The organism is Streptomyces sp. NPDC023541 (genome assembly GCF_055559995.1).
Window position 1 is genome coordinate 100475 of record NZ_JBVHJO010000007.1, and the last position, 23075, is coordinate 123549.

General features: G+C 72.6%; 20 protein-coding genes and 1 tRNA gene. 13 read left to right on the forward strand and 8 right to left on the reverse strand.

Annotation, left to right across the window (positions count from 1 at the left end; translation table 11 throughout):
* The first annotated feature begins 242 nt into the window (after positions 1-242).
* The 3 genes from ACZ3X1_RS19000 (at position 243) to ACZ3X1_RS19010 (ending at position 3443) form a co-directional block, all read left to right on the forward strand.
* Entirely contained in the window at positions 243-1958 is a 1716-nt protein-coding gene (locus ACZ3X1_RS19000; RefSeq protein ID WP_467280350.1) for an MFS transporter, read from the forward strand.
* A gap of 84 nt (positions 1959-2042) precedes the next feature.
* On the forward strand, positions 2043-2885 hold the full coding sequence (locus tag ACZ3X1_RS19005) for a hypothetical protein (protein WP_356813485.1): 843 nt from the start codon (positions 2043-2045) through the stop codon (positions 2883-2885).
* A 3-nt stretch (positions 2886-2888) separates the two neighbouring features.
* A complete protein-coding gene (locus tag ACZ3X1_RS19010) occupies positions 2889-3443 on the forward strand; it encodes a hypothetical protein (RefSeq protein ID WP_356813487.1) in 555 nt (184 codons plus the stop codon).
* A gap of 2 nt (positions 3444-3445) precedes the next feature.
* On the opposite strand, the gene ACZ3X1_RS19015 is transcribed toward ACZ3X1_RS19010, so the two are convergent.
* Positions 3446-3997, reverse strand: a complete 552-nt coding sequence (locus tag ACZ3X1_RS19015; protein ID WP_356813488.1) for a CGNR zinc finger domain-containing protein — start codon at positions 3995-3997, stop codon at positions 3446-3448.
* Positions 3998-4077: 80 nt separating this feature from the next.
* Here ACZ3X1_RS19015 and ACZ3X1_RS19020 point away from each other — a divergent pair, with 80 nt between their 5' ends.
* Positions 4078-4947: an alpha/beta fold hydrolase gene (locus ACZ3X1_RS19020; protein ID WP_356813490.1), complete on the forward strand. Its 870-nt coding sequence runs from the start codon at positions 4078-4080 to the stop codon at positions 4945-4947.
* Positions 4948-5029: 82 nt separating this feature from the next.
* Here the strand turns inward: ACZ3X1_RS19020 and ACZ3X1_RS19025 are convergent, their stop codons facing one another.
* The 3 genes from ACZ3X1_RS19025 to ACZ3X1_RS19035 form a co-directional block, all read right to left on the reverse strand.
* Positions 5030-5902, reverse strand: a complete 873-nt coding sequence (locus tag ACZ3X1_RS19025) for a cellulose-binding protein (protein WP_467280351.1) — start codon at positions 5900-5902, stop codon at positions 5030-5032.
* 169 nt (positions 5903-6071) lie between these two features.
* Positions 6072-8477, reverse strand: coding sequence for an SUKH-4 family immunity protein (locus ACZ3X1_RS19030; protein WP_467280352.1), 2406 nt, complete (start codon positions 8475-8477; stop codon positions 6072-6074).
* A gap of 7 nt (positions 8478-8484) precedes the next feature.
* Positions 8485-9480, reverse strand: a complete 996-nt coding sequence (locus ACZ3X1_RS19035; protein ID WP_356813493.1) for an SMI1/KNR4 family protein — start codon at positions 9478-9480, stop codon at positions 8485-8487.
* A 230-nt stretch (positions 9481-9710) separates the two neighbouring features.
* Here ACZ3X1_RS19035 and ACZ3X1_RS19040 point away from each other — a divergent pair, with 230 nt between their 5' ends.
* Both ACZ3X1_RS19040 and ACZ3X1_RS19045 read left to right on the forward strand, forming a co-directional pair.
* Positions 9711-10271, forward strand: coding sequence for a YwqJ-related putative deaminase (locus tag ACZ3X1_RS19040; RefSeq protein ID WP_356813494.1), 561 nt, complete (start codon positions 9711-9713; stop codon positions 10269-10271).
* A 3-nt stretch (positions 10272-10274) separates the two neighbouring features.
* The gene (locus tag ACZ3X1_RS19045; protein ID WP_356813495.1) at positions 10275-10781 is read left to right on the forward strand and encodes an SUKH-3 domain-containing protein; all 507 of its coding nucleotides are present in this window, start codon (positions 10275-10277) and stop codon (positions 10779-10781) included.
* A gap of 327 nt (positions 10782-11108) precedes the next feature.
* On the opposite strand, the gene ACZ3X1_RS19050 is transcribed toward ACZ3X1_RS19045, so the two are convergent.
* A complete protein-coding gene (locus tag ACZ3X1_RS19050) occupies positions 11109-12386 on the reverse strand; it encodes a histidine kinase (protein ID WP_362625456.1) in 1278 nt (425 codons plus the stop codon).
* A gap of 168 nt (positions 12387-12554) precedes the next feature.
* Between ACZ3X1_RS19050 and ACZ3X1_RS19055 the strand changes: the two genes are divergently transcribed.
* The 5 genes from ACZ3X1_RS19055 (at position 12555) to pth (ending at position 16750) form a co-directional block, all read left to right on the forward strand.
* Positions 12555-12626, forward strand: a tRNA-Gln gene (locus tag ACZ3X1_RS19055).
* A 110-nt stretch (positions 12627-12736) separates the two neighbouring features.
* Positions 12737-14182: a bifunctional UDP-N-acetylglucosamine diphosphorylase/glucosamine-1-phosphate N-acetyltransferase GlmU gene (glmU, locus tag ACZ3X1_RS19060; RefSeq protein ID WP_467280355.1), complete on the forward strand. Its 1446-nt coding sequence runs from the start codon at positions 12737-12739 to the stop codon at positions 14180-14182.
* Positions 14183-14315: 133 nt separating this feature from the next.
* Complete coding sequence (locus ACZ3X1_RS19065) at positions 14316-15293, forward strand: ribose-phosphate diphosphokinase (RefSeq protein WP_356815134.1); 978 nt, start codon at positions 14316-14318, stop codon at positions 15291-15293.
* A gap of 179 nt (positions 15294-15472) precedes the next feature.
* Positions 15473-16060, forward strand: coding sequence for a 50S ribosomal protein L25/general stress protein Ctc (locus tag ACZ3X1_RS19070; protein WP_356815135.1), 588 nt, complete (start codon positions 15473-15475; stop codon positions 16058-16060).
* 99 nt (positions 16061-16159) lie between these two features.
* Positions 16160-16750, forward strand: a complete 591-nt coding sequence (pth, locus tag ACZ3X1_RS19075; protein ID WP_356815136.1) for an aminoacyl-tRNA hydrolase — start codon at positions 16160-16162, stop codon at positions 16748-16750.
* A gap of 74 nt (positions 16751-16824) precedes the next feature.
* Here the strand turns inward: pth and ppc are convergent, their stop codons facing one another.
* The gene (ppc, locus tag ACZ3X1_RS19080; RefSeq protein WP_467280356.1) at positions 16825-19593 is read right to left on the reverse strand and encodes a phosphoenolpyruvate carboxylase; all 2769 of its coding nucleotides are present in this window, start codon (positions 19591-19593) and stop codon (positions 16825-16827) included.
* Positions 19594-19965: 372 nt separating this feature from the next.
* Here ppc and ACZ3X1_RS19085 point away from each other — a divergent pair, with 372 nt between their 5' ends.
* Both ACZ3X1_RS19085 and ACZ3X1_RS19090 read left to right on the forward strand, forming a co-directional pair.
* Positions 19966-20946: an acyl-CoA desaturase gene (locus ACZ3X1_RS19085; protein ID WP_356815137.1), complete on the forward strand. Its 981-nt coding sequence runs from the start codon at positions 19966-19968 to the stop codon at positions 20944-20946.
* The gene (locus ACZ3X1_RS19090) at positions 20943-21617 is read left to right on the forward strand and encodes a TetR/AcrR family transcriptional regulator (RefSeq protein WP_356815138.1); all 675 of its coding nucleotides are present in this window, start codon (positions 20943-20945) and stop codon (positions 21615-21617) included. Before ACZ3X1_RS19085 ends, ACZ3X1_RS19090 begins: the two co-directional genes overlap by 4 nt.
* Before the next feature lie 75 nt (positions 21618-21692).
* Here the strand turns inward: ACZ3X1_RS19090 and ACZ3X1_RS19095 are convergent, their stop codons facing one another.
* Complete coding sequence (locus ACZ3X1_RS19095) at positions 21693-22070, reverse strand: VOC family protein (protein WP_467280357.1); 378 nt, start codon at positions 22068-22070, stop codon at positions 21693-21695.
* 2 nt (positions 22071-22072) lie between these two features.
* The gene (locus ACZ3X1_RS19100) at positions 22073-22930 is read right to left on the reverse strand and encodes a trans-aconitate 2-methyltransferase (RefSeq protein WP_356815140.1); all 858 of its coding nucleotides are present in this window, start codon (positions 22928-22930) and stop codon (positions 22073-22075) included.
* Between the last annotated feature and the right edge of the window lie 145 nt (positions 22931-23075).

Here is a 23075-nt window from a genome sequence, read left to right on the forward strand (position 1 = left end):
GGTGCCCGTAGCCGTATCCACCCGGGGGTTAACCCCACCCGGCCCCCCGGTACGTAGGCTCCAGTTAAGGAGACGCCGGACGCCCGCACCTCCTCCGCCGGGAGGAAACACCCCTGGCCCGTAGTGCGGAGAGACCCTTAGGGGTTGTCCGCCCTTCGGACGACACGGCCTGAGGGATACCGCCCGCAGGACTGCGGTGAGATCGTGTCCCCCGCAACTGCGTGCAAGGGGAAGGAATCTCGGTGCCGGCAGCGGACAGCACGGACGGAGGCCCGGCCGGCATACCCGCCGGGCGTGCGGGCGCCACCCCCGGTGCCGCCGTTTCGGCCACGGGCACGAACACCGGCAGCGCCGCCGGGGCCGCGGGCGGGCGTACGGGCGCAACCGTCGGCGGCGCAACCGCGGGCGGCGGAACCGCGGGCGGCGATACGGAAGCGGACGGCCGTGGGGGCGCGGACCGGTCGGCCGAACGCCCCGCGGCCCCCGTCGTGGCCTCCCTGATGCTCGGCATGGCCCTCGTCGCCCTCGACAGCACCATCGTCGCCACCGCCGTCCCGCAGATCGTCGGCGACCTCGGCGGCTTCTCCGTCTTCTCCTGGCTCTTCTCCGGCTACCTGCTCGCCGTCACCGTCACCCTGCCGGTCTACGGCAAGCTGTCCGACACCTTCGGCCGCAAACCCGTCCTGCTCTTCGGCATCGGCCTGTTCCTCCTCGGCTCGCTGCTGTGCGCCTCCGCCTGGAACATGGCCGCCCTCATCGCCTTCCGCATCGTCCAGGGCCTGGGCGGCGGCGCCCTCCAGGGCACCGTCCAGACCCTGGCCGCCGACCTGTACCCGCTCAAGGAACGCCCGAAGATCCAGGCCCGCATGTCCAGCGTCTGGGCCACCTCGGCCGTGGCCGGCCCCGCCCTCGGCGGGCTGCTCGCCTCCTACGCCCACTGGCGGTGGATCTTCCTGATCAACCTGCCGCTGGCCGCCCTCGCCCTGTGGATGATCACCCGCCACCTGACCGAGCCCGTACGCTCCCCCGGCCGCCGCGGCCCCGTCGACTGGGCGGGCGCCCTCGGCGTCTTCTGCTGCGGCGGCCTCCTGCTCTTCGCTCTCGTCCAGGGCGGGGTCGCCTGGCCCTGGCTGTCCGCCCCCTCACTGGGCCTGCTGGGCGCCGGCGCCGTCCTGGCCGCCGTGGTGGTCCGGGTGGAACGGCGCGCGGAGGAACCGATCCTGCCCGGCTGGGTGTGGCGCCGGCGCACCATAGCCGCCGTCAACCTGGCCATGTGCGCGCTCGGCCTGCTGATGGTCGCCCCGATGGTCTTCATGCCGACGTACGCCCAGTCCGTCCTCGGCCTCGGCCCCGTCGGCGCCGGACTCGTCATGTCCGTGATGACCCTGAGCTGGCCGGTCACCGCCGCCCTCAGCCAGCACGTCTACCGGCGCATCGGCTTCCGCAACAGCGCGGTCGTCGGCATCGGCCTCGCCGCGGTGATCCTGTACTCCTTCACCCTGCTCCCGTACCCCGCCCTGCCCTGGCAGCCCGCCCTGATCATGCTGCTGCTCGGCGCCGCCCTCGGCCTCTTCCAGCTCCCGCTGATCGTCGGGGTCCAGTCCACCGTGGGCTGGGCGGAACGCGGCACCACCACCGCCTCGGTGCTCTTCTGCCGCCAGGTCGGCCAGAGCGTGGGCGCCGCCCTGCTCGCCGCCGTCGCCAACGCCACCATCGCCGCCCGCCTGGCGGACGCCCCCGTGGCCGGACTCCCGCGCCACCTCGACGACGTCGCCAAGGCCCTGGAACACCCGGACCTGCTCCCCCGGGCCGCCGCCGATCACCTGCGCGAAGCGGTGGCCGCCGCCGTGGAGCACATCTTCCTCGGCGCGACGGCGGCCGCCGTGGCCGCGCTGCTCGTCCTGCTCCTGGTGGCGCCCCGCAGGTTCCCGGTCCTCCCCGAACTGCGCGACGACTGAACCGCCCGCGCCCGGAGAGCCGCCTTGTCATGGCCAGGGCAGTGGGCGACCCTCGTACGCAGCACCGTCATCCGGGGGGACACCATGGCATCCGCACTGTGCGCACTGCTGTTACTGGCCGCGCTGGCCGGCCCGATCTGCCTGCGGCTGAGCCGCCATCCGGCCTTCATCACCGGCCGCGACGGCCGGCTCTCCACCTCCACGGCACTCGCCCTGGCCTGGACGGTGATCCTGGTCTGGCTCCTGGTCGCCACCCTGGGCTACGGCCTCACCGCGGGCGGCGGAGTGACCTACTTCCGCGGCGCCGACGGCCCGCTGTCCACGCTGACGACGGTGTACCTGCCGCTGCTCGGCGGCCCGTACGTGGCCCTGATCGCCGCCAAGACCGTCGTCGGCCTGCGCGTGGAACACGGCAGTCTCGCCAAACCCGCCGCCCCGCCGACCGCGTCGGGCCGCCGCCCGCTGCGGGAGCTCATCGCGAACGACAGCGGACGCACCGACCTCATCGACCTCCAGTACGTCACGCTCAGCGCGATCACGATGCTCTACGTCGTCCTCTTCTTCCTCGCCGACGTGGCCGCGGGCCTGCCCCGCCTGCCCGAGGAGATCTGGGCCCTGACGGGTGCCCCGGCGGGCGCCTACCTCGTCAACAAGATCGCCACCCGTGCGAACCCGGTGATCACCCGCGCCTCCGTCTCCGGCGACCACCTCACGGTCGAGGGCGGCGGCTTCGCCGACGCCCGCCTCACCGTCGACGGCACCGCCGTCCCCACCCGGGCCGACCTCCTGACGGGCGCCCTGACCGCCCCCCTCCCACCCCGGGCGAAGCCCCCGCTCACCCTGGTGGTCACCGCCCGCGGCCTACGCAGTGACCCGTACTGCTACGAGCCCCCCACCGTCCCGGCACAACAGCACCCGGCCCAGTAGCCCATGCCCGCGATCACGCCGACATGGCGCACCCCGTGGCATACCTGGCCGGCGCCCGCGCACACCCGCGCACGGCACGCCGAGATCGACACGCCCCTGGGCGCCTACACGCTCTTCCGGGAGCCCGGCCGACGACTGACCGCCACCGCCAAGGCCGAGGCGTGGGAGCGGTGGCAGTTCCGGCTCGCCGAGGACACCGTCCTCGACATCGAGGACGCCGCACCGCCCTGGCGCGGAGTACGGGTCCGGATGCGCCACGGCATCCACGGCACGCTCGACGGCGTGCCGTTCACGGCCCGAGCCCTGGGCAGAGCACTGCCGGCACACCGCCGGGGCATCCATTTCGTCCTGGACGACGGACGGACCCTGGCGTTCACGGTGCACCGCTTCCACCGGCACCTCGTCCGCGCAACAGCCGGCACGAACGAGGTGATCTCGCGGACCCGCGGCGGCGGGTGGGAGGCGGCCGGCCCGGACCGGGGCGAGACCGCCCTCCTGTGCTTCTTCACCGTCGCAGGCGTCGGCCGGCTGCTGGACTCGCCCCTGTGGGACCTCTGAGGTCAGTGGTCCTTGTGGCGGGCGTAGTAGCGGGCCACCCGGGTCCGGTTGCCGCAGACCCCGGCCACGCACCAGCGGCGGCGCGGGTGCGCGGGGAGGAACAGCAGCACGCAGTCGTGGGCCTCGCACTCCCGCACCCGGCCGACCCCCGGGCCCGTCAGCAGCTCCGCGACCGCATCGGCCAGTTCGGCCGCGAGACGCCGGGCCGGCTCCGCCGGCCTGTGCACGGCCGCGCCCAAACCGGCCTCCTCGCTCCAGGCCAGCACCCGGTGGCACGGCGCCCCGGACAGAGCCCCGTTCAGCACGCGCAGCGCCTCCGCCGGGGGCCGCTCACCGCGCCGTACGGCATGGAGCGCCGGCCGCGCCGCCTCCCGTACGACCCGTACGGCGGCCACTTCGCCCTCCCCCACGGCGTCCACGGCGGTCAGCCGTCCCGCCTGCTCCGCGAGCCAGGCGGCGAGCCCCGCCGGGTCGGCGACGAGGTCCCCCTCCCCGGTCCGGGTGTTGAGGAGGTCCAGCGCGAGGTGCTCGCCGATCAGAGGAAACATGCCCATCCGCTAATGCTAATACAACCACTTGACCCATTAGAGATCACCGGCGAGACTAATGGAAACAAGGACGCAGGAGGCATGTGATGACCGCTCGCCGCACCATCCCCACCATCCGGCACCGCACCGTCGACGTGGACGGCGTCCGCGTCGCCTACCGCGAGAGCGGCCCCGCCGACGGCCCCGTACTCCTCCTCCTGCACGGCTTCCCCACCGCCTCGCACCAGTTCGCCCGCCTCATGGACGCCCTCGGCGACGCCCCCCACCGCCTGATCGCCCCCGACCTCCCCGGCTTCGGCCACACCACGACCCCCGCCGGCTTCACCCACACCTTCGACCGGCTCGCCGACGTCGTGGAGGGCTTCACCGACACCCTCGGCCTCGACCGCTACGCCCTCTACGTCTTCGACTTCGGCGCCCCCGTCGGACTACGGCTCGCCACCCGCCGCCCCGACCGGATCACCGGCCTGATCGTCCAGAACGGCAACGCCTACGACGAGGGCCTCTCCGACGCCGCCCGCGAGTTCGCCGGCCTGCGCCGTCCGGGCGACGAGGAACGCGTCCGCGGCCTCTTCACCCCCGAGGGCACCCGCTTCCAGTACGAGACGGGTGTCGCCGACACCACCCTGATCTCCCCCGACAGCTGGACCCTCGACCTCCACCACCTCGGCCGCCCCGGCCGCACCGACGCCCAGGCCGACCTCGCCTTCGACTACGCGTCCAACTTCGCCCATTACCCCGCCTGGCAGGCCTGGCTGCGCGCCGCCCGCATACCCGTACTGGTCGTCTGGGGAGCCGGCGACCCCTTCTTCACCCCGGCGGGCGCGAAGGCCTACCTCCGCGACGCCCCCGACGCCGAGGTCCACGTCTTCGATGACGCGGGCCACTTCGCCCTGGAAACCCACCTCCCGCAGATCGCCCCGCTGATCGAGGACTTCCTCACGAAGCTGCAGTGACCAGGGAGAACGATCCGGCGGCCGGGGACCCAGCCGGGGACGGGGCAGTGGCCCGGCCCGGGCCGGGCCGGCGACGACCGCCTCAGCCCTCCGCTGGAGCACGCCCTGTCAGCGCCGACAGACTCGCCTTCACATGGGCCATGTGCGCCCGCATCTCCTCCTGCGCCTCCATGTGCTCGCGCAGCACCCGCTCCGTCTCCCGGCCGATCCGCTCCTGCGCCACCCGCGCCTGCGCCACCAACTCCGCGGCCCGTGCCTCCGCGTCCTCCTGCCCGTGCCGCGCCGCCTCCTCCGCCTCCGCGAGCCCCCGCCGCGCCTCCGCCAGCGCGACCTGCGCGTACCGCTCCGACTCCGCGTGCCGCGCGTCCGCCTCCGCCTCCCGCGCCGCCAGCTCCCGCCCTGCCGCCTCCCAGCGCTCCCCCTGCTCCCGCTCCCGCTCCACCCGCGCCGCTTCCGCCCGCCGCCGCACCTGCGCCAGTACCGCCGCCGCGTCCGCCCGCCACGCGGCCGCGTCCTGGCGGGCCCCCGCCCGCAGGTCGTCCGCCTCCCGCTCCGCCCGCAACAGCCCCTGCCGCGCCCGGACCTCGGTCTGCTCCCGCACCGCCTCCGCGTCGCCGCGAGCCAGTTCCGCCACCCGCTCGGCCCGCGCGCCGGCCGCGTCCAGCGTCGCGGCCACGTCCGCCCGCGCCTCCGCCCGTACGGACTCGGCCTCCTCCTCCGCCAGCAGCAGGATCCGCCGGGCCCGCTCGCCCAGCTCGTCGTACGTCTGCGGGGCGAGCCCGGCCACCACCTCGCGCAGCCGCGCCGCCTCTGCCTCCATCTGCTTGGCCAGGACCGTCAGCCGCGCCACCCGCTCCCAGGCCTCGTCACGGCTCCCGGAGAGCCGGGCGAGGTACCGGTCGACCTCTTCCATGCGGTAGCCGCGACCGCGCACGGTCGCAATGGGTGCACTCATCCTGGATGCGCCTCTCTCGCGGGGATTCCCTTCAAGGATGCGCCATTTGCTCCCTGAAGCCCGAATGGCCGGGCCGAGACCCCCTCCGAGGGTCCCGACCCGGCCACTCACGCTCGCCACGATCAGCCGCGGCATGCCACGTGCCATGTCACGTCGTGTCAGACGGCCCTCACAACAGGCCGTCCCACATCTGCTCCAGCAGCACCGACCACCAGCTCTCCGGCGACGACAGCGCGGCGCTGTCCAGCCCCGCCAGGTTCGCCTGGAAATCGACGGTCCAGCGGCCCGCCTGCTCCGGCGTCAGATGCTGACGCAGCCGCCACATGTGACCCAGCATCGCCACCGAGCGCACGAACTGCGGCAGGCTCGAATTCACGAACTGCGGCGGCACGGGGGCACCCCCCGGACCACCCTCCACCGGCACCGCCACGATGTGCGCGGTCCCGTACTGCACGCACAGCGCCTTGCCGAAGTCGCTGCCGATCACGAGGTACGAGCCCGCGTCCGTCGCCGGCTGCACCTGCCGCTGCGCCGCCAGCTCGGCCAGCGTCGGCACCGGTTGCCCGGGCACCGCCTGCGCCCAGAAGAACGGCCCGAAGTCGACCGGCAGTCCCGCCCACATCAGCGTCTGCGCCACGATCTCCGGCACACCCTGACGGGACACCGCCCGCTGGTCGAAACGGAACACGCCCTGCGGACCGAACGCCGCCGCCAGCTCCTGTCCGATGGCCTCCAGCGGGATCGCCGGCTGCAGCGGAACCTGCGGCAGCGGAGCGCGCACCGGCGCCGGGCGCGCCGGACCGTCGGCGACCTGGTGCAGCTCGCCCTGATGGGTGAGCAGGTGCCGCATGCCCTGCTGGCGGCCCGCGTGGTCCTGCCCGTACGGAGCGACGCTCGTGATCCGCACCTGCGGCCACGTCTCCCGGATCATCCGGGCGCAGTAACCGCCGGGCAGCTCACAGGACTCCAGCTCGGTGTGCAGCTCCAGCACCTGCTGCGGCGGCACGTTCATCGCCCGCAGCTCGTACAGGATCTGCCACTCCGGGTGCGGGGTGCCGGGCGCCGAGCGGCGGATGAGCTGCTGCTCGGAGCCGTCGGGAGCGCGGTAGCGCAGCACGGCCTGGTAGCCGGGGCCGACCGTGGGCGCACCGGTCGGGGCCGGCGGCTGCGCCGCGGGGCCGCCCGGCGGCGGGCCGGGCGGGCCGGGCGGCTGGGGTACGCCGGGACCCGCGAGCATCGTCGCGGCATGGTCGAGCCCACCACCGGGCGCACCGGGAGCACCGGGAGCCCCCGGCGGACCGGGAGGCCGGGGTACGCCGGGACCCGCGAGCATGGTCGCGGCGTGATGGGCCCCGCCACCGGGCGCACCGGGCTGGCCGGGCGGGCCGGGAGGCTGCGGCGCACCGGCACCCGGAGCCCCGGGCGGACCGGGAGGCGCCGGCGGCTGACCCGTCACGGCCGGACCGGCCAACATCGTCGCGGCATGGTCCAGCCCACGGCCCAGCGACCCGGGAGCCCCCGGCGGACCGGGAGGCGCGGGCGGCTGCCCGGGAGCCCCGGGGGGACCCGGAGGCGCCGGCGGCTGACCCGTGACGGCCGGACCGGCCAACATCGTCGCGGCATGGTCCAGCCCGCCACCGGGCGCACCGGGAGGACCGGGCGGCGTCGACGGCTGCCCCGCACCCGGAGTCTCCGCGGCGCCCGGCCGCGAGACCCGGGCCCTGCTCGTCGGCGCGTCCGCGATGTCCTGCGAGGAGGACCCCAGCGCGGGCACGATCGCGGTCCTCGGCAGCTGGCTGCCGCCCGGCATCAACGTCGTCTTCGCCTCGGAGGCCACCGAGGAGGACGACGGCGCGTCCTCCAGGTCCGACCCGGACAGCGGCGGCGCGAACACGGTCGCCGGCAGCGGCACGGACGCGTCGTCGGTGCCGGAGTTCACATCGGTCCCCGCCCACGGCGTGGCTCCGGTCGGCACCGCGGCCGCGGGAGTCGTCGGAACCCCGTCGTTGGCCGTCGGCTCGTACGGGATCGCACCGCCGCGCCGCAACGGCACCGCGTCCGCGGCGCCCGGAACAGCGGCGGGAGCCTCGGCCTGACCGGACTCCGCCGAAACGGAAGCCGTCTGCGGCTCCGACGGGGACGCCGACGGCGACGCGGAGGCCGAGGCCGCCGAGACCGGCGCGGCCGGCGCGCGCGGGATCCCCGCACGGTCGGCCGCCTCCTGCAGCCACTCCGGCGGGCTCAGCATGAACGATGTCTGCTCCGAGTCGATCCGCGGCGGCGGAACCGATGCCTCCGAAGGCGGCGGCGCGGCCGCGGCCCCGTACTCCTCCTCGTACCGGCGGATCACCTCACCCACCGGCAGCCCCGGCCACAACGTCACCTCGCCGCTGTCCCGGGCGATGACCAGCCGCTGCCGGCCTCCTCCCGACACCGGACCCGCCGGACGGTCCTCCGCCCACACCACGAACCCGAGCCCGAACTCCCGTACGCGCACCTCCCGGTGCTGGTACGCGGGCACGTCCCCGTTGATCCATTCCTCGGCGCGCTCCTGCGCCTGCGCAAACGTCACCACTGCGCCGTCACCCCTCATCCGAACCGGTGCGCGCCACCGGAACCGAACGTGCGAATCCGCCGTCCACCATCAGACCGGCCACCGTCTCCAGTTCCGGCGGGTTACCCGCCAACCGCTCCAGAAAGGCATCGAAATCACCGCCGCACGGCAGCAAAAGCCGCTCCACGCGCTCCTGCACCGACCATCCGTCCCGGTCGCGTGCGTCGTCGTACGGGGAGAACCACACCGATCCGATGCCTTCGCCCTTCACCTTCAGCGCGAGCAGTCCGCCCTGCGCGAAGGCCACGCACAGGTAGTCCTTCGTGAGGTGGTCGCGCAGGCACTTGTTGACGTACACCAGATCATTGATCGCGGCCTCCTCACGCACTGTGAAGAACGGCTGGTCGACCAGCACTCCCAGATCCACGTCCAGGCCCGCGCCCACCGGCGCGCAACCGCCCGCGGCCTTCAGGAACGAGCGGTACGCCTCGGGGAGCCGGTAGCCGAGGTCCTCCTCGACCCCCTGCACCTGCTCCTCACCGACCGACACCACCGACTTCGGCAGCCCCAAGTGCGCCGGGCGCACCTCCTGCAACGGCCGTGTCCCGCGCTTCTCGTGGTCGACCGGAGCCGTCGCCAGACCCGCGTGATGCCGCAGCAGCGCCTTCACCTCGACGGGTACCAGCTCCATGCGCCGCGAACCCGCCACGTGGTGCCAGGTCCAGCCGTGCGGGGTGGCCACCGGCCCGACCGTGTCCCACAGCTCGTGCCCCGCGGCCTTCATCGCCGCGTTCGCGGACACGTAGTCCGTCAGCCGCAACTCGTCCACGCCGAAGCCCTCGGGCGGTTCGGCGATCTCCACCGCCGCACGCGCGTAGGCGGAGAAGTCCGGATACCCGTCGCCGTCCATCCGCACTCCGTGGGGATGCCGAGCGGCCCGGACGGGGTCCGGGAAATGCACGACCTGCCCCGAGTAAGCGGCGTTGGGTGGCGCGGCCTGCTGCCCGAGCCGACCTGTCGTCATGGCGGTAGCCCCCTGCTGGATCTGGCTGGTTCACCACAGCCTATGCGCTGGGACAAGAGGCTCACCCGCCCACGACCCGCACACCAGCTCGAGGGCCAGGAACATCCGAATTGATACGAAAATTCGACCCCGCTTCCGTATGACAGATGACATTTGGCAGGCTGTCCCCGCAGCACGGGGGCGTGCGCGAAAGCGGTCACCACCGCCGCCACGGGAGGGAAAGCGCGACCATGCAGAACACGGCAACACGTACGGATCCGGGCGACGGCACCGCCGGAGCGGCCGGCACACCCGCCGAAGCGGGCGGCCCCACCGGCGACCCACGCCTGCGCTGGAGCAGCAGCGACGGCCGGCCCACACCACCCGTCCTGCGCTTCCGCAGGGACGGCATCCTGCCCACCGTCGCCGCCGCCCTCTCCGTGCGCGGCGAGACCCTCACCGGCACCGCCGGCAAGGCCGACCAGCCGCCCGCGCTCCACCCCCTCGTCCAGGACTTCCTGGACACCCTGACCAGCGGCCAGCGCGAACGTTTCACCGGCCGATGTCCCGAAGCGATACTGCTCTCGCGCCACTTGGCCGCCGTCGAGGGCGCCCGCTCCCGGCGCGCCTCCCGCAAACCGCTCTCGCCCAGCGAGGCCCGCCGCTCCCTCAAGCACGCGAAGATCACCGCCCGCCGCATCCGCGAGGACGGCGACCCCCTCCACGGCAGCTACGCGCCCCCCTGCCGCTCCTGCGACGCCCTCCTCGCCCACTTCGGCGTACGCTCCGTCGACCTCACCCCAGCCGAGTAGCCAATGACGACCACCTCTGCCTCCTACGACCGCTCCTCGACCACCCGCTTCCCGGTCGCGGTGGACGCCGCGCTGCGGACCGCCGGGTGGGAGCCCGGCCGCTGGGACATCAAGCAGGCCGAGTACTGGGCCGACGCCCTGCGGGACCACACGACGCCCGCCGGCCACCGGCACACGGTCTTCCCCGCCGCGGTCGAGGCGTGGGCCGAGTTCGGCGGCCTCACCGTCACCGCCCCCGGACCGGGCCGCCAGATCGCCCCGGTCCCGGTGCGCATCGACCCCCTCACCGGGCTCCACCTCGCCCGCACCTTCGCCGACCTGGGCCGGGCCCTGTCCACGCAGCTCTGCCCGCTCGGGGTCGAGGCCGACGGCGGATCCCACCTCGCCATCGACCGGGAGGGCCGGGTCTACGGCATCGACCACACGGGCGACTGGTACCTCGGCCCCACGGTCGACGAAGCCCTCACCCTTCTCCTGACGGGCCTCCAACCCCCCCGCCTCACCACGTAGCTCCCGCGCGGGTGGCCCTGGCAGCCGTGGCCCTGCGGTTCGGCTGCGGCGGGTGGGTGGTGCTGGGGCACTGCCCCGGGCCCCGCGCCTCAATCGCCGGCGGGCTTTGTGGTGTGGGGCGGTGCCCCGCCGGAGTGCCTCCTCGGCCCCGCGGACCGGCCCGCACCGCGCCCGGATCCCGGTGAGCGGGCCGGTCCGCAGGACGATCCGGACCCGCCCGCCCCGCCGCGGGAAGGGCACGCGCAGCCGAACCCAGCCCCGCCGGCGATTGAGGCGCGGGGTCCGGGGCGGAGCCCCGGCACCACCGGGCCGGGCCTGCGGCCGGCCCTAGCGGACCGGGAGGACCGCCGACACGCGGAAGCCGCCCGCATCCGTCGGCCCCGACACGAACACCCCGCCCAGCCCGAGCACCCGCTCCCGCATACCGACCAGCCCGTTCCCCCCGCTCGGCAGCCCCACCCCGTCCGCCGCCCCCTCGCACGGCCCGTTCTCCACCTGCATCGCCACCTCGCCCTCCCGGTGCGCGACCCGCACCACGACCCGCGCCCCCGGAGCGTGCTTGTGGCAGTTGGTGAGCGCCTCCTGCACCACGCGGTACGCCGTCTGCTCCACCTCCGCCGCGTACACCGTCCCCGCGCCGTCCCCCTGGACGACCATCTCCACGGCCATTCCGGCCGCCCGCGACTGCCCGACCAGCGCCTCCAGCTCCGCCAGCGTGGGCCCTTCCTCCGCACCGCCGACGGCGACCGGCCCCGCCGTCGCCACGGCCACGGCCGCGGCCGCGGCGACGGCCACCGCCGGCTTCGGCGCCGCCCGCAGCACGCCGAGCATCTCCCGCAGCTCCGTGAGCGCCTGCCGCCCCATGTCCCCCACCAGCGCGGCGTTCTTCGCCGCGCGCGCCGGGTCCTTGGCGGCCACCGCCTCCAGCGCGGCCGCGTGCACGACCATCAGCGACACCCGGTGGGCGACCACGTCGTGCATCTCCCGCGCGATCCGGGTCCGCTCCTCGGTACGGGCCCACTCGGCCCGCTCCTCCGCCCGGTCCGCCAGCAGCGACAGCTCCCGCTCAAGCGAGTCGGCCCGTTCCTGCAGGCTCTCCATCAGCCGCCGCCGGGCGCCGATGTAGAGCCCGAGCAGGACGGGCGGCACGGTCAGCGCGACCGCGACGAACCCGGACAGGGCGACCACGAGCGACGCATCGGCCTCCACGTCGCCGCGCGTCTTCAGGTACATGACGACGAAGGTCGCCAGCAGCGACATCGACGCGAGCGCCGCGATGATCCTCCGGGGCACCTCGGACGAGGCGAGCGAGTACATGCCCACCACCGAGAGCAGGAACCCCGTCTCGGCCGGCGCCACGGCGATCCCCACGAGCACCACCGCGATCGGCCACCGCCGCCGCAGCACGAGCGTGGCCCCCACGACGGCTCCGAACAGCACCCCGGCGGGCACGGGGATCCCCGCGTCGTGCGCGAAGCGGACCCCCTCCCACGCGCACTCCGCGGCGGACACCGCGGCCAGCGCCGCGTCCACCACTACATCCCGCCGCCGCGTCCACCACAAAGGCGGCCCGGCACGGCCTTGCTCTTCCCCCGTACTGGTCATGCCGCCCAGCGTACGCAGGCGCCCCTACAGACCACCGACAGAACCAACGCCTCCGAGAACTCCCCCAAGGCACCGATCTTTACCGTCGCACCGAGGGGCGCTGGTGCGGCATAGTAGGTGCCGTCGACTCGACCACAGCGACGCAATGTCCGGTTTAGTCGTAAATAGTCCCCTGTGGTGTAATTGGCAGCACTGAGGCTTTTGGTGCCTTATGTCCGGGTTCGAGTCCTGGCGGGGGAGCTTGCGCACGTCCGGGTCCTGACCGCAGAGGTCGGGACCCGGCTTCGTTTCGGGCCCCCGGCCCCCCGGTATCCTTCACGGGTCCACCCCCGAAGCCGAAGGGCACACCCGTGAGCGCCAACCGCCCGGCAGCCGTCGTCGTACTCGCAGCGGGTGAAGGCACCCGCATGAAGTCGGCCACACCCAAGGTTCTGCACGAGATCTGCGGGCGCTCGCTCGTCGGTCACGTCGTCGCCGCCTCCCGTGAGCTGGACCCCGAACACCTCGTCGTGGTCGTCGGCCACGCCCGGGAGCAGGTCACCGCGCACCTGGCCGGCATCGACACCGACGTCCGCACCGCCGTCCAGTACGAACAGAACGGCACCGGCCACGCCGTCCGCATGGCCCTCCAGGAGCTCGGCGGGCCCGTCGACGGCACCGTGATCGTCGTCTGCGGCGACACCCCGCTGCTGCCCGGGGAGACCCTGGGCCGGCTGGCGCGGACGCACGCCGCCGACGGCAACGCCGTCACCGTGCTCACCGCCGAGGTGCCCGACTCCACGGGCTACGGCCGCATCGTGCGCGACGCCGGCGGCGCCGTGACCGCGATCGTCGAACACAAGGACGCCACCGACTCCCAGCGTGCGATCCGCGAGATCAACTCGGGCGTCTTCGCCTTCGACGGCGCCCTCCTCGCCGACGCGCTCGGCAAGGTCCGCACCGACAACAGCCAGGGCGAGGAGTACCTCACCGACGTCCTCGGCATCCTGCGCGAGGCCGGGCACCGGGTGGGCGCGGCCGTGGGCAGCGACCACCGCCAGATCCTCGGGATCAACAACCGCGTGCAGCTCGCCGAGGCCCGCGCCCTGCTGAACGCCCGCCTGCTGGAGCAGGCCATGCTCGCGGGCGTGACGGTCGTCGATCCCGCCAGCACCTTCGTGGACGTGACCGTCACCTTCGGGCAGGACGCGGTCGTGCACCCCGGCACCCAGCTCCTGGGCACCACGCACATCGCCGAGGGCGCCGAGGTCGGCCCCAACACCCGGCTGCGCGACACCCGGGTGGGTGCGGGCGCGCGCGTGGACAACACGGTGGCCGAGAGCGCGGTCGTGGGCCCGCAGGCGAGCGTGGGGCCGTTCGCGTACCTGCGCCCGGGTACGACCCTCGGCGCGAAGGCGAAGGCCGGTACGTACGTCGAGATGAAGAACGCGACGATCGGCGAGGGCACCAAGGTGCCGCACCTGTCGTACGTGGGCGACGCGACGATCGGCGAGTACACGAACATCGGCGCGGCGAGCGTCTTCGTGAACTACGACGGTGAGCACAAGCACCACACCACCGTCGGCTCGCATTGCAAGACGGGGTCGGACAACATGTTTGTGGCGCCCGTCACCATCGGGGACGGGGCCTACACGGCCGCCGGATCCGTGATCACGAAGGATGTGCCCCCCGGCGCGCTGGCCGTGGCCCGTGGCCAGCAGCGGAATATCGAGGGCTGGGTGGCCCGCAAGCGTCCGGGAAGCGCTGCCGCCACTGCGGCGCAGTCGGCGGCCTCGGAGGACTCCGAGCGCCCCTGAGGTGAACTGACCGGAAACAGGTACGCCTCGAACGGCGTACCGTGATACGTGCACGCAATTCGGCTGGCTCACCGTGTGCGGGACGGACGCACATGGGGGCGAGCAGCTTCAACACGTCTGAGGAGACAGTGCTGTGACCGGGATCAAGACGACCGGCGAGAAGAAGCTGATGCTCTTCTCCGGCCGCGCCCACCCCGAGCTGGCCGAGGAGGTCGCGCACCAGCTGGGAGTCGGCCTCGTGCCGACCAAGGCTTTCGACTTCGCCAACGGTGAGATCTACGTCCGCTTCCAGGAGTCGGCGCGTGGCGCGGACTGCTTCCTGATCCAGAGCCACACGGCTCCGATCAACAAGTGGATCATGGAGCAGCTGATCATGATCGACGCGCTGAAGCGCGCGTCGGCGCGTTCCATCACCGTGATCATCCCGTCCTACGGGTACGCCCGCCAGGACAAGAAGCACAAGGGCCGCGAGCCGATCTCGGCGCGTCTGGTGGCGGACCTGCTGAAGACCGCGGGCGCGGACCGCATCCTGACGGTCGACCTGCACACGGACCAGATCCAGGGCTTCTTCGACGGCCCGGTGGACCACCTCTCGGCGTTGAACGTCCTCGCGGACTACGTGGGCGCGAAGGTGGACCGCACGAAGCTGACGATCGTGTCCCCGGACGCCGGTCGGGTGCGGGTGGCGGACCGCTGGTGCGACCGGCTGGACGCACCGCTGGCGATCGTGCACAAGCGCCGCGACAAGGACGTCGCCAACCAGGTGACGGTCCACGAGGTCGTCGGTGAGGTCAAGGGCCGCGTCTGCGTCCTGGTCGACGACATGATCGACACGGGTGGCACGATCTGCGCCGCGGCCGAGGCGCTCTTCGCGCACGGCGCGGAGGACGTGATCGTGACGGCGACGCACGGCATCCTGTCGGGTCCCGCGGCCGACCGCCTGAAGAACTCGAAGGTGAGCGAGTTCGTCTTCACGAACACCCTGCCGGACCCGTCCGACCTGGAACTGGACAAGATCACGGTGCTGTCGATCGCCCCGATGATCGCGCGTGCGGTGCGCGAGGTCTTCGAGGACGGTTCGGTGACGAGCCTGTTCGAGGAGCAGCAGTAACCGCTGCGGCTAGATCCTTTTGAAGTGCGGCCTTCCCGCCGGGTAGACTCATGAGGTTGCTCGGCGAGGGAGGCCGCACTTTCGTGTGCGGATGCTCCGTTATCGACGCGCTCTTCGTAGCAGGCCGTTTCGGCCGGGTGACTCCAGTCCGTTTTTCCGTCACCCCACGAGGAGTGAGCATGTCCGAGGTCAAGCTTTCCGCCACCCTGCGCGACACCTTCGGCAAGGGCTCCGCCCGCCAGGCCCGCCGCGACGCCCTGACCCCCGGTGTCATCTACGGCCACGGCACGGACCCGAAGCACGTCAACGTCGAGGCCCACGGCCTGATGATGGCGCTGAAGACCGCGAACGTCCTGCTCTCCCTGGACATCGCGGGCGGCGGCACCGAGCTGGTCATCCCCAAGGCCGTGCAGCGCCACCCCCTGAAGCGCACCATCTCGCACGTCGACTTCCTGATCGTCCAGAAGGGCGAGAAGGTCACCGTCGAGGTTCCGGTCGTGACCGAGGGCGACCTGGCCGCCGGTGGCAACCTGCTGGAGACCCTGCTCACCACGATCTCCGTCGAGACCGAGGCCACCCACATCCCGACCGAGATCACCGTCTCGATCGAGGGCCTGGAGGCCGGTGCGACCGTGCACGCCTCCGACCTGAAGCTGCCGGCCGGCACCACCCTGGCCGTCGAGGGCGAGACCGCCGTCCTGCAGGTCGTCGCCCCGCAGGCCGAGGAGCCGGCCGCCGAGGGTGAGACCGAGGGCGCCGAGGCCTGAGCCTCGCCCCTTCCTCTCAGCAGTTGCTGACCGACCGCCGTCCGGCTCCACTGGAGCGGGACGGCGGTCGTCTTCGTTCTAGGCGGTAAGGAGCTTTTGATGTCGGACGACGCGGCGCCCTGGCTGATCGTGGGTCTGGGCAATCCTGGGCCGGAGTACGCCGGGAACCGCCACAACATCGGGTTCATGGTGGTCGACCTGCTGGCGGAGCGGATCGGCGGCAGGTTCAAGGCGCACAAGGCGCGGGCACAGGTGGTCGAGGGCCGGACGGGTCCGCCGGGGCCGGCGAACCGCCGGGTGGTGCTGGCGAAGCCGATGTCGTTCATGAACCTGTCGGGTGGTCCGGTGACGGCTCTGCGCGACTTCTACAAGGTGCCGCTGGAGCGGATCGTCGCCGTCCACGACGAGCTGGACATCGACTACCCGACGCTGCGCCTGAAGCTGGGCGGCGGGGACAACGGGCACAACGGTCTGAAGTCGATGACGAAGTCGATGGGTGCGGACTACCACCGGGTGCGGTGCGGCATCGGTCGGCCGCCGGGCCGGATGCAGGTCGCGGACTTCGTGCTCAAGGACTTCTCCTCCACGGAGCGCAAGGAGCTGGACTGGTTCGTCGACCGGGCGGCGGACGCGGTGGAGTGCCTGGTCTCGGAGGGCCTGGAGCGCGCGCAGTCGGCGTACAACTCCTGACCTCGGCGTGTGGATGTACGGGAGCCCCCGCACCGGTCGGTGCGGGGGCTCCCGTACGTGGTGGTGCGGGCGGGTCAGCCGGTGTTGCGCAGGCCCGCGGCGACGCCGTTGACGGTGAGCAGCAGGGCGCGGGCGAGCAGCGGGTCGGCCGCCTCGCCGCGGGCGGCGGCTGCGCGCTGGCGGGCCAGGAGGGAGACCTGGAGGTAGGAGATGGGGTCGAGGTAGGCGTCTCGTACGGCGAAGGTCTGCTGGAGCACCGGGTGGGAGTCGAGGAGCCTCTCGCCCCCGGTGATGCGCAGGACCTCGCGGACGGTGAGTTCGTGCTCGGCCTCGATGCGGGCGAAGACGTGCTTGAGGTGGTCGGGGACGAGGGTGTCGACGTAGTGGCGGGCGATCCGCAGGTCGGTCTTGGCCAGTGTCATCTCGACGTTGGACAGGAAGTTGCGGAAGAAGTGCCAGCGCTCGCCCATCTCGGTGAGGGCGTCCTCGTGGCCGGCTTCGCGCAGCGCCTTGAGGCCGGAGCCGACGCCGTACCAGCCGGGGACGATCTGGCGGGACTGGGTCCAGCCGAAGACCCACGGGATGGCGCGCAGGCCGTCGAGGCCGGCTCCGGAGTCGGGGCGGCGGGAGGGCCGGGAGCCGAGGTGGAGGTCGGCGAGCTGGTCGACGGGGGTGGCGGCGAAGAAGTAGGCGGGCAGGTCGGGGTCTTCGACGAGTTCGCGGTAGGCGGCGTGGGCGGCGTCGGAGACGGTGTCCATGGCCGCGTCCCAGCGGGCGAGGGCTTCGTCGGACTGGCGGGGCGCGGTGTGCAGGGCGGAGGCCTGCAGGGTGGCGGCGACGGTCAGTTCGAGGTTCTCGCGGGCCAGCGACGGGACGAGGTACTTGTCGGAGATGACCTCGCCCTGTTCGGTGACCTTGATCTCGCCTTCGAGGGTGCCCCAGGGCTGGGCGAGGATCGCGTCGTGGGAGGGGCCGCCGCCGCGGCCGACGGTGCCGCCGCGGCCGTGGAAGAGGCGCAGGCGGACGCCGTAGCGGTGGGCCACGTCGCGCAGGCGGCGCTGGGCGCGGTGGATCTCCCACTGGCTGGTGGTGATGCCGCCGAACTTGGAGGAGTCGGAATAGCCGAGCATGACCTCCTGGACGTCGCCGCGGAGGGAGACCAGGCGCCGGTAGGAGGGGTCGGCGAGCATTTCGTCGAGGATGACGTCGGCGGCGCGGAGCTCGTCGGTGGTCTCCAGGAGCGGGACGATGCCGATCTTGGCCCAGCCGGCGTGGAGGTCGATGAGGCCGGCTTCGCGGGCGAGGACTGCGGCGGCGAAGACGTCGTCGGCGCCCTGGCACATCGAGATGATGTAGGACTCGATGACCTCGGGGCCGAACTTCTCGAAGGCGTCCTTGACGGCGCCGAAGACGCCGAGGGTCTTGGCGCCGGCGGCGTCCAGGGGTGCCGGGGTGGGGGCCAGCGGGCGCCGGGAGCGGAGTTCCTTCGCCAGGAGCTTCTGCCGGTAGTCGCGGGGCATGTCGGCGTAGCGCCAGGATTCCTCGCCGAGCCGGTCGAAGAGCTGGCCGAGGGCGTGGTGGTGGGCGTCGGCGTGCTCGCGCACGTCCATGGTGGCGAGCTGGAGGCCGAAGGCGGCGAGGGTGCGGATGGTGCGGTCCATGTGGCCGTCGGCGAAGAGGCCGCCGCGGTGCTCGCGCAGGGAGGTCTGGATGAGGGTGAGGTCGGTGAGGAACTCGGCGGTGCCGAGGTAGTCGCGGCCTTCCTCGTGGGGGATGCCCCTGGCGAGCCGCTCCCGGGTGTTGAGGAGCTTCTGGCGGATGCAGGTGGCCTTGAGCCGGTAGGGCTCTTCGGCGTTCAGCCGCTTGTAGCGGGGGCTGATCTCGGGGAGGCGTTCGAGGTCGGCCTGGAGGGAGGCGAGGAGTTCCTCGGTGGCTCCGGTGTAGCGGATGGAGTTGGAGAGGAGGCTGCGCAGGAAGTCGACGAGTTCGAGGGCGTCGGTGATGCCGTGCTCGTGCTGGAGGATCAGCACGTCGCGGGTGACGTCGGGGGTGACGTTGGGGTTGCCGTCGCGGTCGCCGCCGATCCAGGTGCCGAAGGTGAGGGGCCGGGTGCCGGGGGGCAGCTCGATCCCGACGCGGCGCAGTTCGGCGGCGAGGTCCTCCAGTACGTCGCCGACCGCGCCGGCGTGCAGTTCGTCGAGGTAGTAGATGGCGTTGCGGGCCTCGTCGGCGGGCTCGGGGCGGACGACGCGCAGCTCGTCGGTCTGCCAGACGAGGTCGATGTTCTCGGCGAGGCGCAGGTCGTGGCGGCGGCGGTCGCCGGCGCCGGTGACGGGCTCCTCCAGGAGGGCCGCGATGCGGCGCAGCTTGTTGAGGACGCTGCGGCGGGCCGCCTCGGTGGGGTGCGCGGTGAAGACGGGTCGGACGTTGAGGTTCTTGACCGTCTCGCGCAGGTGCTGGGGGTCGGCGTCCTTGAGCATGTCGGCGGTGCGGGCGAGGAGCCCGCCTTCGGCGGCCCTGTGGGCGCGCAGTTCCTTGCCGCGGTGGACCTGCTCGGTGATGTTGGCGAGGTGGAAGTAGGTGGAGAAGGCGCGCACGAGCTTGGCGGCGGTCTCCAGGTCCGTGTCGCCGAGGAGGGCGGCGGCGGCCTCGCCGTCGGTACGGGTGAGGGCGCGGACGCGCTCGACGAGGTCGAGCAGGTCCTGGCCCTCCTGGCGTACGAGGGTCTCCCCGAGGAGGTCGCCGAGGCGGCGGATGTCCGCGCGCAGTTCCGCGTTGGCGGTGGCGGCCGGGGAGACGGGGGCCTGCTGGGCGGCCAGGGGGGCCTTGTCAGCACTGCTCACAGGTGCGGCTCCTTGCAGTGTTCGAGCGCTACTGGGCGGTGGGCTCCCGGCCGTGCGCGGCGTGCACCCCGTCGGACTCCGTCCGGGGGACGCCGCTGCTGCGTGTGGCTCGGGCTGCCCGTGCGGACCGCGCTGTCCGACGGGGAACAGGATAGGTGTCCTCTGCGTGTGCCTGGGCAAACGTCTCATAGGCCGAGTCGTCCAGGCCCTGTGACGGGTGGCGGGCGGCGCGGGCGCACGACGGTGGCCGTGGTCGCGCTCCTCTTGCCCCGGTCCCCCGCTTTGCCATACTTACGATGCCGTAGGTTACGGACCCGTAGGGTTCGTGGCCGGCGAGCCTGCCGACTTCCCTCACCCCCCAGGGGACACCCCATGACCACCAGTCCCGATACGATCGAGGGTTCCTCCGCGCCCTCCGAGACATCTGTGCCGTCCGCGACGCTGGGCGGCGAGAACAAGCGGTCGATCGAGCAGATCGCCCTGCTGCTGTTCATCACCGTTCCCTTCGTGGCGCTGCTGGCGGCGGTGCCGCTGGCCTGGGGCTGGGGGGTGAGCTGGCTGGACCTGGGCCTGATGGTGTTCATGTACTTCCTGGCCTGCCACGGGATCACCATCGGTTTCCACCGCTACTTCACGCACGGTTCCTTCAAGGCGAAGCGGCCGCTCAGGATCGTGCTCGCGGTGATGGGCTCGATGGCGGTGGAGGGCCCGCTCGTGCGGTGGGTGGCGGACCACCGCAAGCACCACAAGTTCTCGGACCACGAGGGTGACCCGCATTCGCCGTGGCGGTTCGGTGAGACGGTGCCGGCGCTGATGAAGGGCCTGTGGTGGGCGCACATCGGCTGGCTCTTCGACGAGGAGCAGACCGATCAGCAGAAGTACGCCCCGGACCTGGTCAAGGACCCTGCGATCCGGCGCATCTCGCGGCACTTCGTCTTCTGGACGATCTTCTCGCTGGCGATCCCGCCGCTGGTGGGCGGCCTGGTGACGATGTCGTGGTGGGGGGCGTTCACGGCGTTCTTCTGGGGCTCCCTGGTGCGGGTGGCACTCCTGCACCACGTGACGTGGTCGATCAATTCCATCTGCCACGCGGTGGGCAAGCGGCCGTTCAAGTCCCGGGACCGGTCGGGCAACGTGTGGTGGCTGGCGGTGCTGTCGTGCGGCGAGTCGTGGCACAACCTGCACCACGCCGACCCGACGTCGGCCCGGCACGGTGTGCTGCGGGGCCAGGTCGACTCCAGTGCGCGGCTGATCCGCTGGTTCGAGCAGCTGGGGTGGGCCACCGACGTGCGGTGGCCGTCCGCGGCCCGCATCGACGCCCGGCGCAGGGAAAACGAGCCGAACGCGGCATGATGGGGGGCGTGGCGATCGACGGCGGTAATTCCAGCAGCGACAAGCCCCGGCGGGGCCGCCGGGTGCGGATGACGGGCGCGGAGCGGCGCCAGCAGTTGCTGGATATCGGCCGGGCCCTGTTCGCGGAGAAGGGCTTCGAGGGCACGTCGGTGGAGGAGATCGCGGCGAAGGCCGGGGTGTCCAAGCCGGTGGTGTACGAGCACTTCGGCGGCAAGGAGGGGCTGTACGCGGTCGTCGTGGACCGGGAGATGCGCCAGTTGCTGGACGGGGTGACCGGCGCACTGACGGCGGGGCACCCGCGGGAGCTGCTGGAGCAGGCGGCGTTCGCGCTGCTGGACTACATCGAGTCGTACACGGACGGCTTCCGGATCCTGGTGCGGGATTCCCCGGTCGCGCAGTCGACGGGTACGTTCGCGTCGCTGATCAGTGACATCGCCACGCAGGTCGAGGACATCCTGGGTCTGGAGTTCAAGGCCCGCGGCTTCGATCCGAAGCTGGCACCGCTGTACGCGCAGGCGCTGGTCGGGATGGTGGCGCTGACCGGGCAGTGGTGGCTGGACGTGCGCAAGCCGAAGAAGGCCGAGGTGGCCGCGCACCTGGTGAACCTGGCGTGGCACGGGCTGGACGGGCTGGAGTCGAAGCCGCAGCTGGTGGGCCGCCGCAAGAGCTGAGGGCTGTCCTCACAGGCTACGACGGCGCCCCGTCACCGGTGGTCCGGTGGCGGGGCGCCGTCGTGTCGTGCGGGCCTAGCGGCGGGGCTCCGCTTCGTACGGTTCCAGGAATTCGAGCCGGTTGCCGACGGGGTCCTCGGAGTAGAAGCGGCGGTGGCCCGGCAGGTTCTCGTCCCAGACGACCTTGGCGCCCCGCTCCTTCAGTCTCTGCGCGTACTCCTCGATGCCGGTGACCCGGAGCCCGGGGTGCGCCTTGCGGGCGGGCCGGAAGTTGCCCTCGACGCCGAGGTGCAGCTGTACGGGTCCTGCGGCGAACCAGCAGCCTCCGCGGGCGGCGAGGACGGGCGGCTTGGGGATCTCGGTCATGCCCAGGACGTCGGTGTAGTAGACGCGGAGCCGGTCCTCCGAGTCCGGCGGCGCGGCGAGTTGGACGTGGTCGACGGCGGTGAGCACGGTCAGGCCTCCTTGCGGGCTACGGCGAAGATCCTGCGGAACGGGAAGACGGTTCCGCGCGGCCCGCTCGGGTAGGCCGCGCGCAGCCGGTCTCGGTATTCGGCGAGGAAGGCGTCGACGGCTTCGCGGTCGTCGCCGAGGGCGGTGAGGACGGGCCGCAGGGCGGTGCCCTTGACCCAGTCGAGGACGGGGTCGGGGCCGTGGAGGAGCTGGTGGTATGTGGTTTCCCAGACATCGGCGGTGCAGCCCAGGGCGGTGAACCGGGCGAGGTATTCGGCGGGTTCGAGAAGGTGGGTGTAGCGGGCGCCGTGTCCGGCGAGGCGGGAGCGCCAGCGCGGGGTGTCGCACTGCTCGGCGAGCAGGGCATGGCTGGGGGCGGTGAAGTTGCCGGGAATCTGGAAGGCGAAGGTGCCCCCGGGGCGCAGGCCGTTGATCCAGGCGCCGAAGGAGCCCGGGTGGCCGGGGACCCACTGGAGGGCTGCGTTGGAGACGATCAGGTCGTAGGGCTCCTCGGGGAGCCAGCCGGCGATGTCGCCGTGGCGGAAGTCGAGGCTGCCGCCGCCGGCGGTGGGGCCGGCGTACTGCTCGTCGGCGCGCTGGAGCATCTCCGGGGAGAGGTCGAAGCCGGTGATGGCGGCCTCGGGCCAGCGGGTGGCGAGGAGTTCGGTGACGTTGCCGGGGCCGCAGCCGAGGTCGGCGATGCGGGCGGGCCGGTGGGGGAGTTCGGGTATGCGGGTGAGCAGGTCGAGGAAGGGCCGTGTGCGGTGGCCCGCGTGCCGGAGGTACTGCTGGGGATCCCAGGTGGGTGCGGAGGGCGCGGTGGACGTGGGGGTCCCTGCACGCGCGGTATCGGAATACATGTTCGAGCCTCCCTGCTGGCGGGGCGTTCGGAAGCGGAATCTGTTCCGGCCCCCTCCATGCCCCATGCTCGCTTCAATTATATCTCGATGTCAAGATACTCGTGATCGAGATACTCGGGATGAAGAGACTTCACATCGACAGACC

Bases quoted from the DNA above. Each gene is read 5' to 3' on its own strand.
- ACZ3X1_RS19100 (WP_356815140.1), bottom strand. From the start codon at position 22,930: ATGTATTCCGATACCGCGCGTGCAGGGACCCCCACGTCCACCGCGCCC.
- ACZ3X1_RS19045 (WP_356813495.1), top strand. From the start codon at position 10,275: ATGACGACCACCTCTGCCTCCTACGACCGCTCCTCGACCACCCGCTTC.
- ACZ3X1_RS19025 (WP_467280351.1), bottom strand. From the start codon at position 5,902: ATGAGTGCACCCATTGCGACCGTGCGCGGTCGCGGCTACCGCATGGAA.
- ACZ3X1_RS19050 (WP_362625456.1), bottom strand. From the start codon at position 12,386: ATGACCAGTACGGGGGAAGAGCAAGGCCGTGCCGGGCCGCCTTTGTGG.
- ACZ3X1_RS19010 (WP_356813487.1), top strand. From the start codon at position 2,889: ATGCCCGCGATCACGCCGACATGGCGCACCCCGTGGCATACCTGGCCG.
- ACZ3X1_RS19085 (WP_356815137.1), top strand. From the start codon at position 19,966: ATGACCACCAGTCCCGATACGATCGAGGGTTCCTCCGCGCCCTCCGAG.
- pth (WP_356815136.1), top strand. From the start codon at position 16,160: ATGTCGGACGACGCGGCGCCCTGGCTGATCGTGGGTCTGGGCAATCCT.
- ACZ3X1_RS19070 (WP_356815135.1), top strand. From the start codon at position 15,473: ATGTCCGAGGTCAAGCTTTCCGCCACCCTGCGCGACACCTTCGGCAAG.
- ACZ3X1_RS19015 (WP_356813488.1), bottom strand. From the start codon at position 3,997: ATGGGCATGTTTCCTCTGATCGGCGAGCACCTCGCGCTGGACCTCCTC.
- ACZ3X1_RS19005 (WP_356813485.1), top strand. From the start codon at position 2,043: ATGGCATCCGCACTGTGCGCACTGCTGTTACTGGCCGCGCTGGCCGGC.
- ACZ3X1_RS19035 (WP_356813493.1), bottom strand. From the start codon at position 9,480: ATGACGACAGGTCGGCTCGGGCAGCAGGCCGCGCCACCCAACGCCGCT.
- ACZ3X1_RS19090 (WP_356815138.1), top strand. From the start codon at position 20,943: ATGATGGGGGGCGTGGCGATCGACGGCGGTAATTCCAGCAGCGACAAG.
- ACZ3X1_RS19020 (WP_356813490.1), top strand. From the start codon at position 4,078: ATGACCGCTCGCCGCACCATCCCCACCATCCGGCACCGCACCGTCGAC.
- ACZ3X1_RS19040 (WP_356813494.1), top strand. From the start codon at position 9,711: ATGCAGAACACGGCAACACGTACGGATCCGGGCGACGGCACCGCCGGA.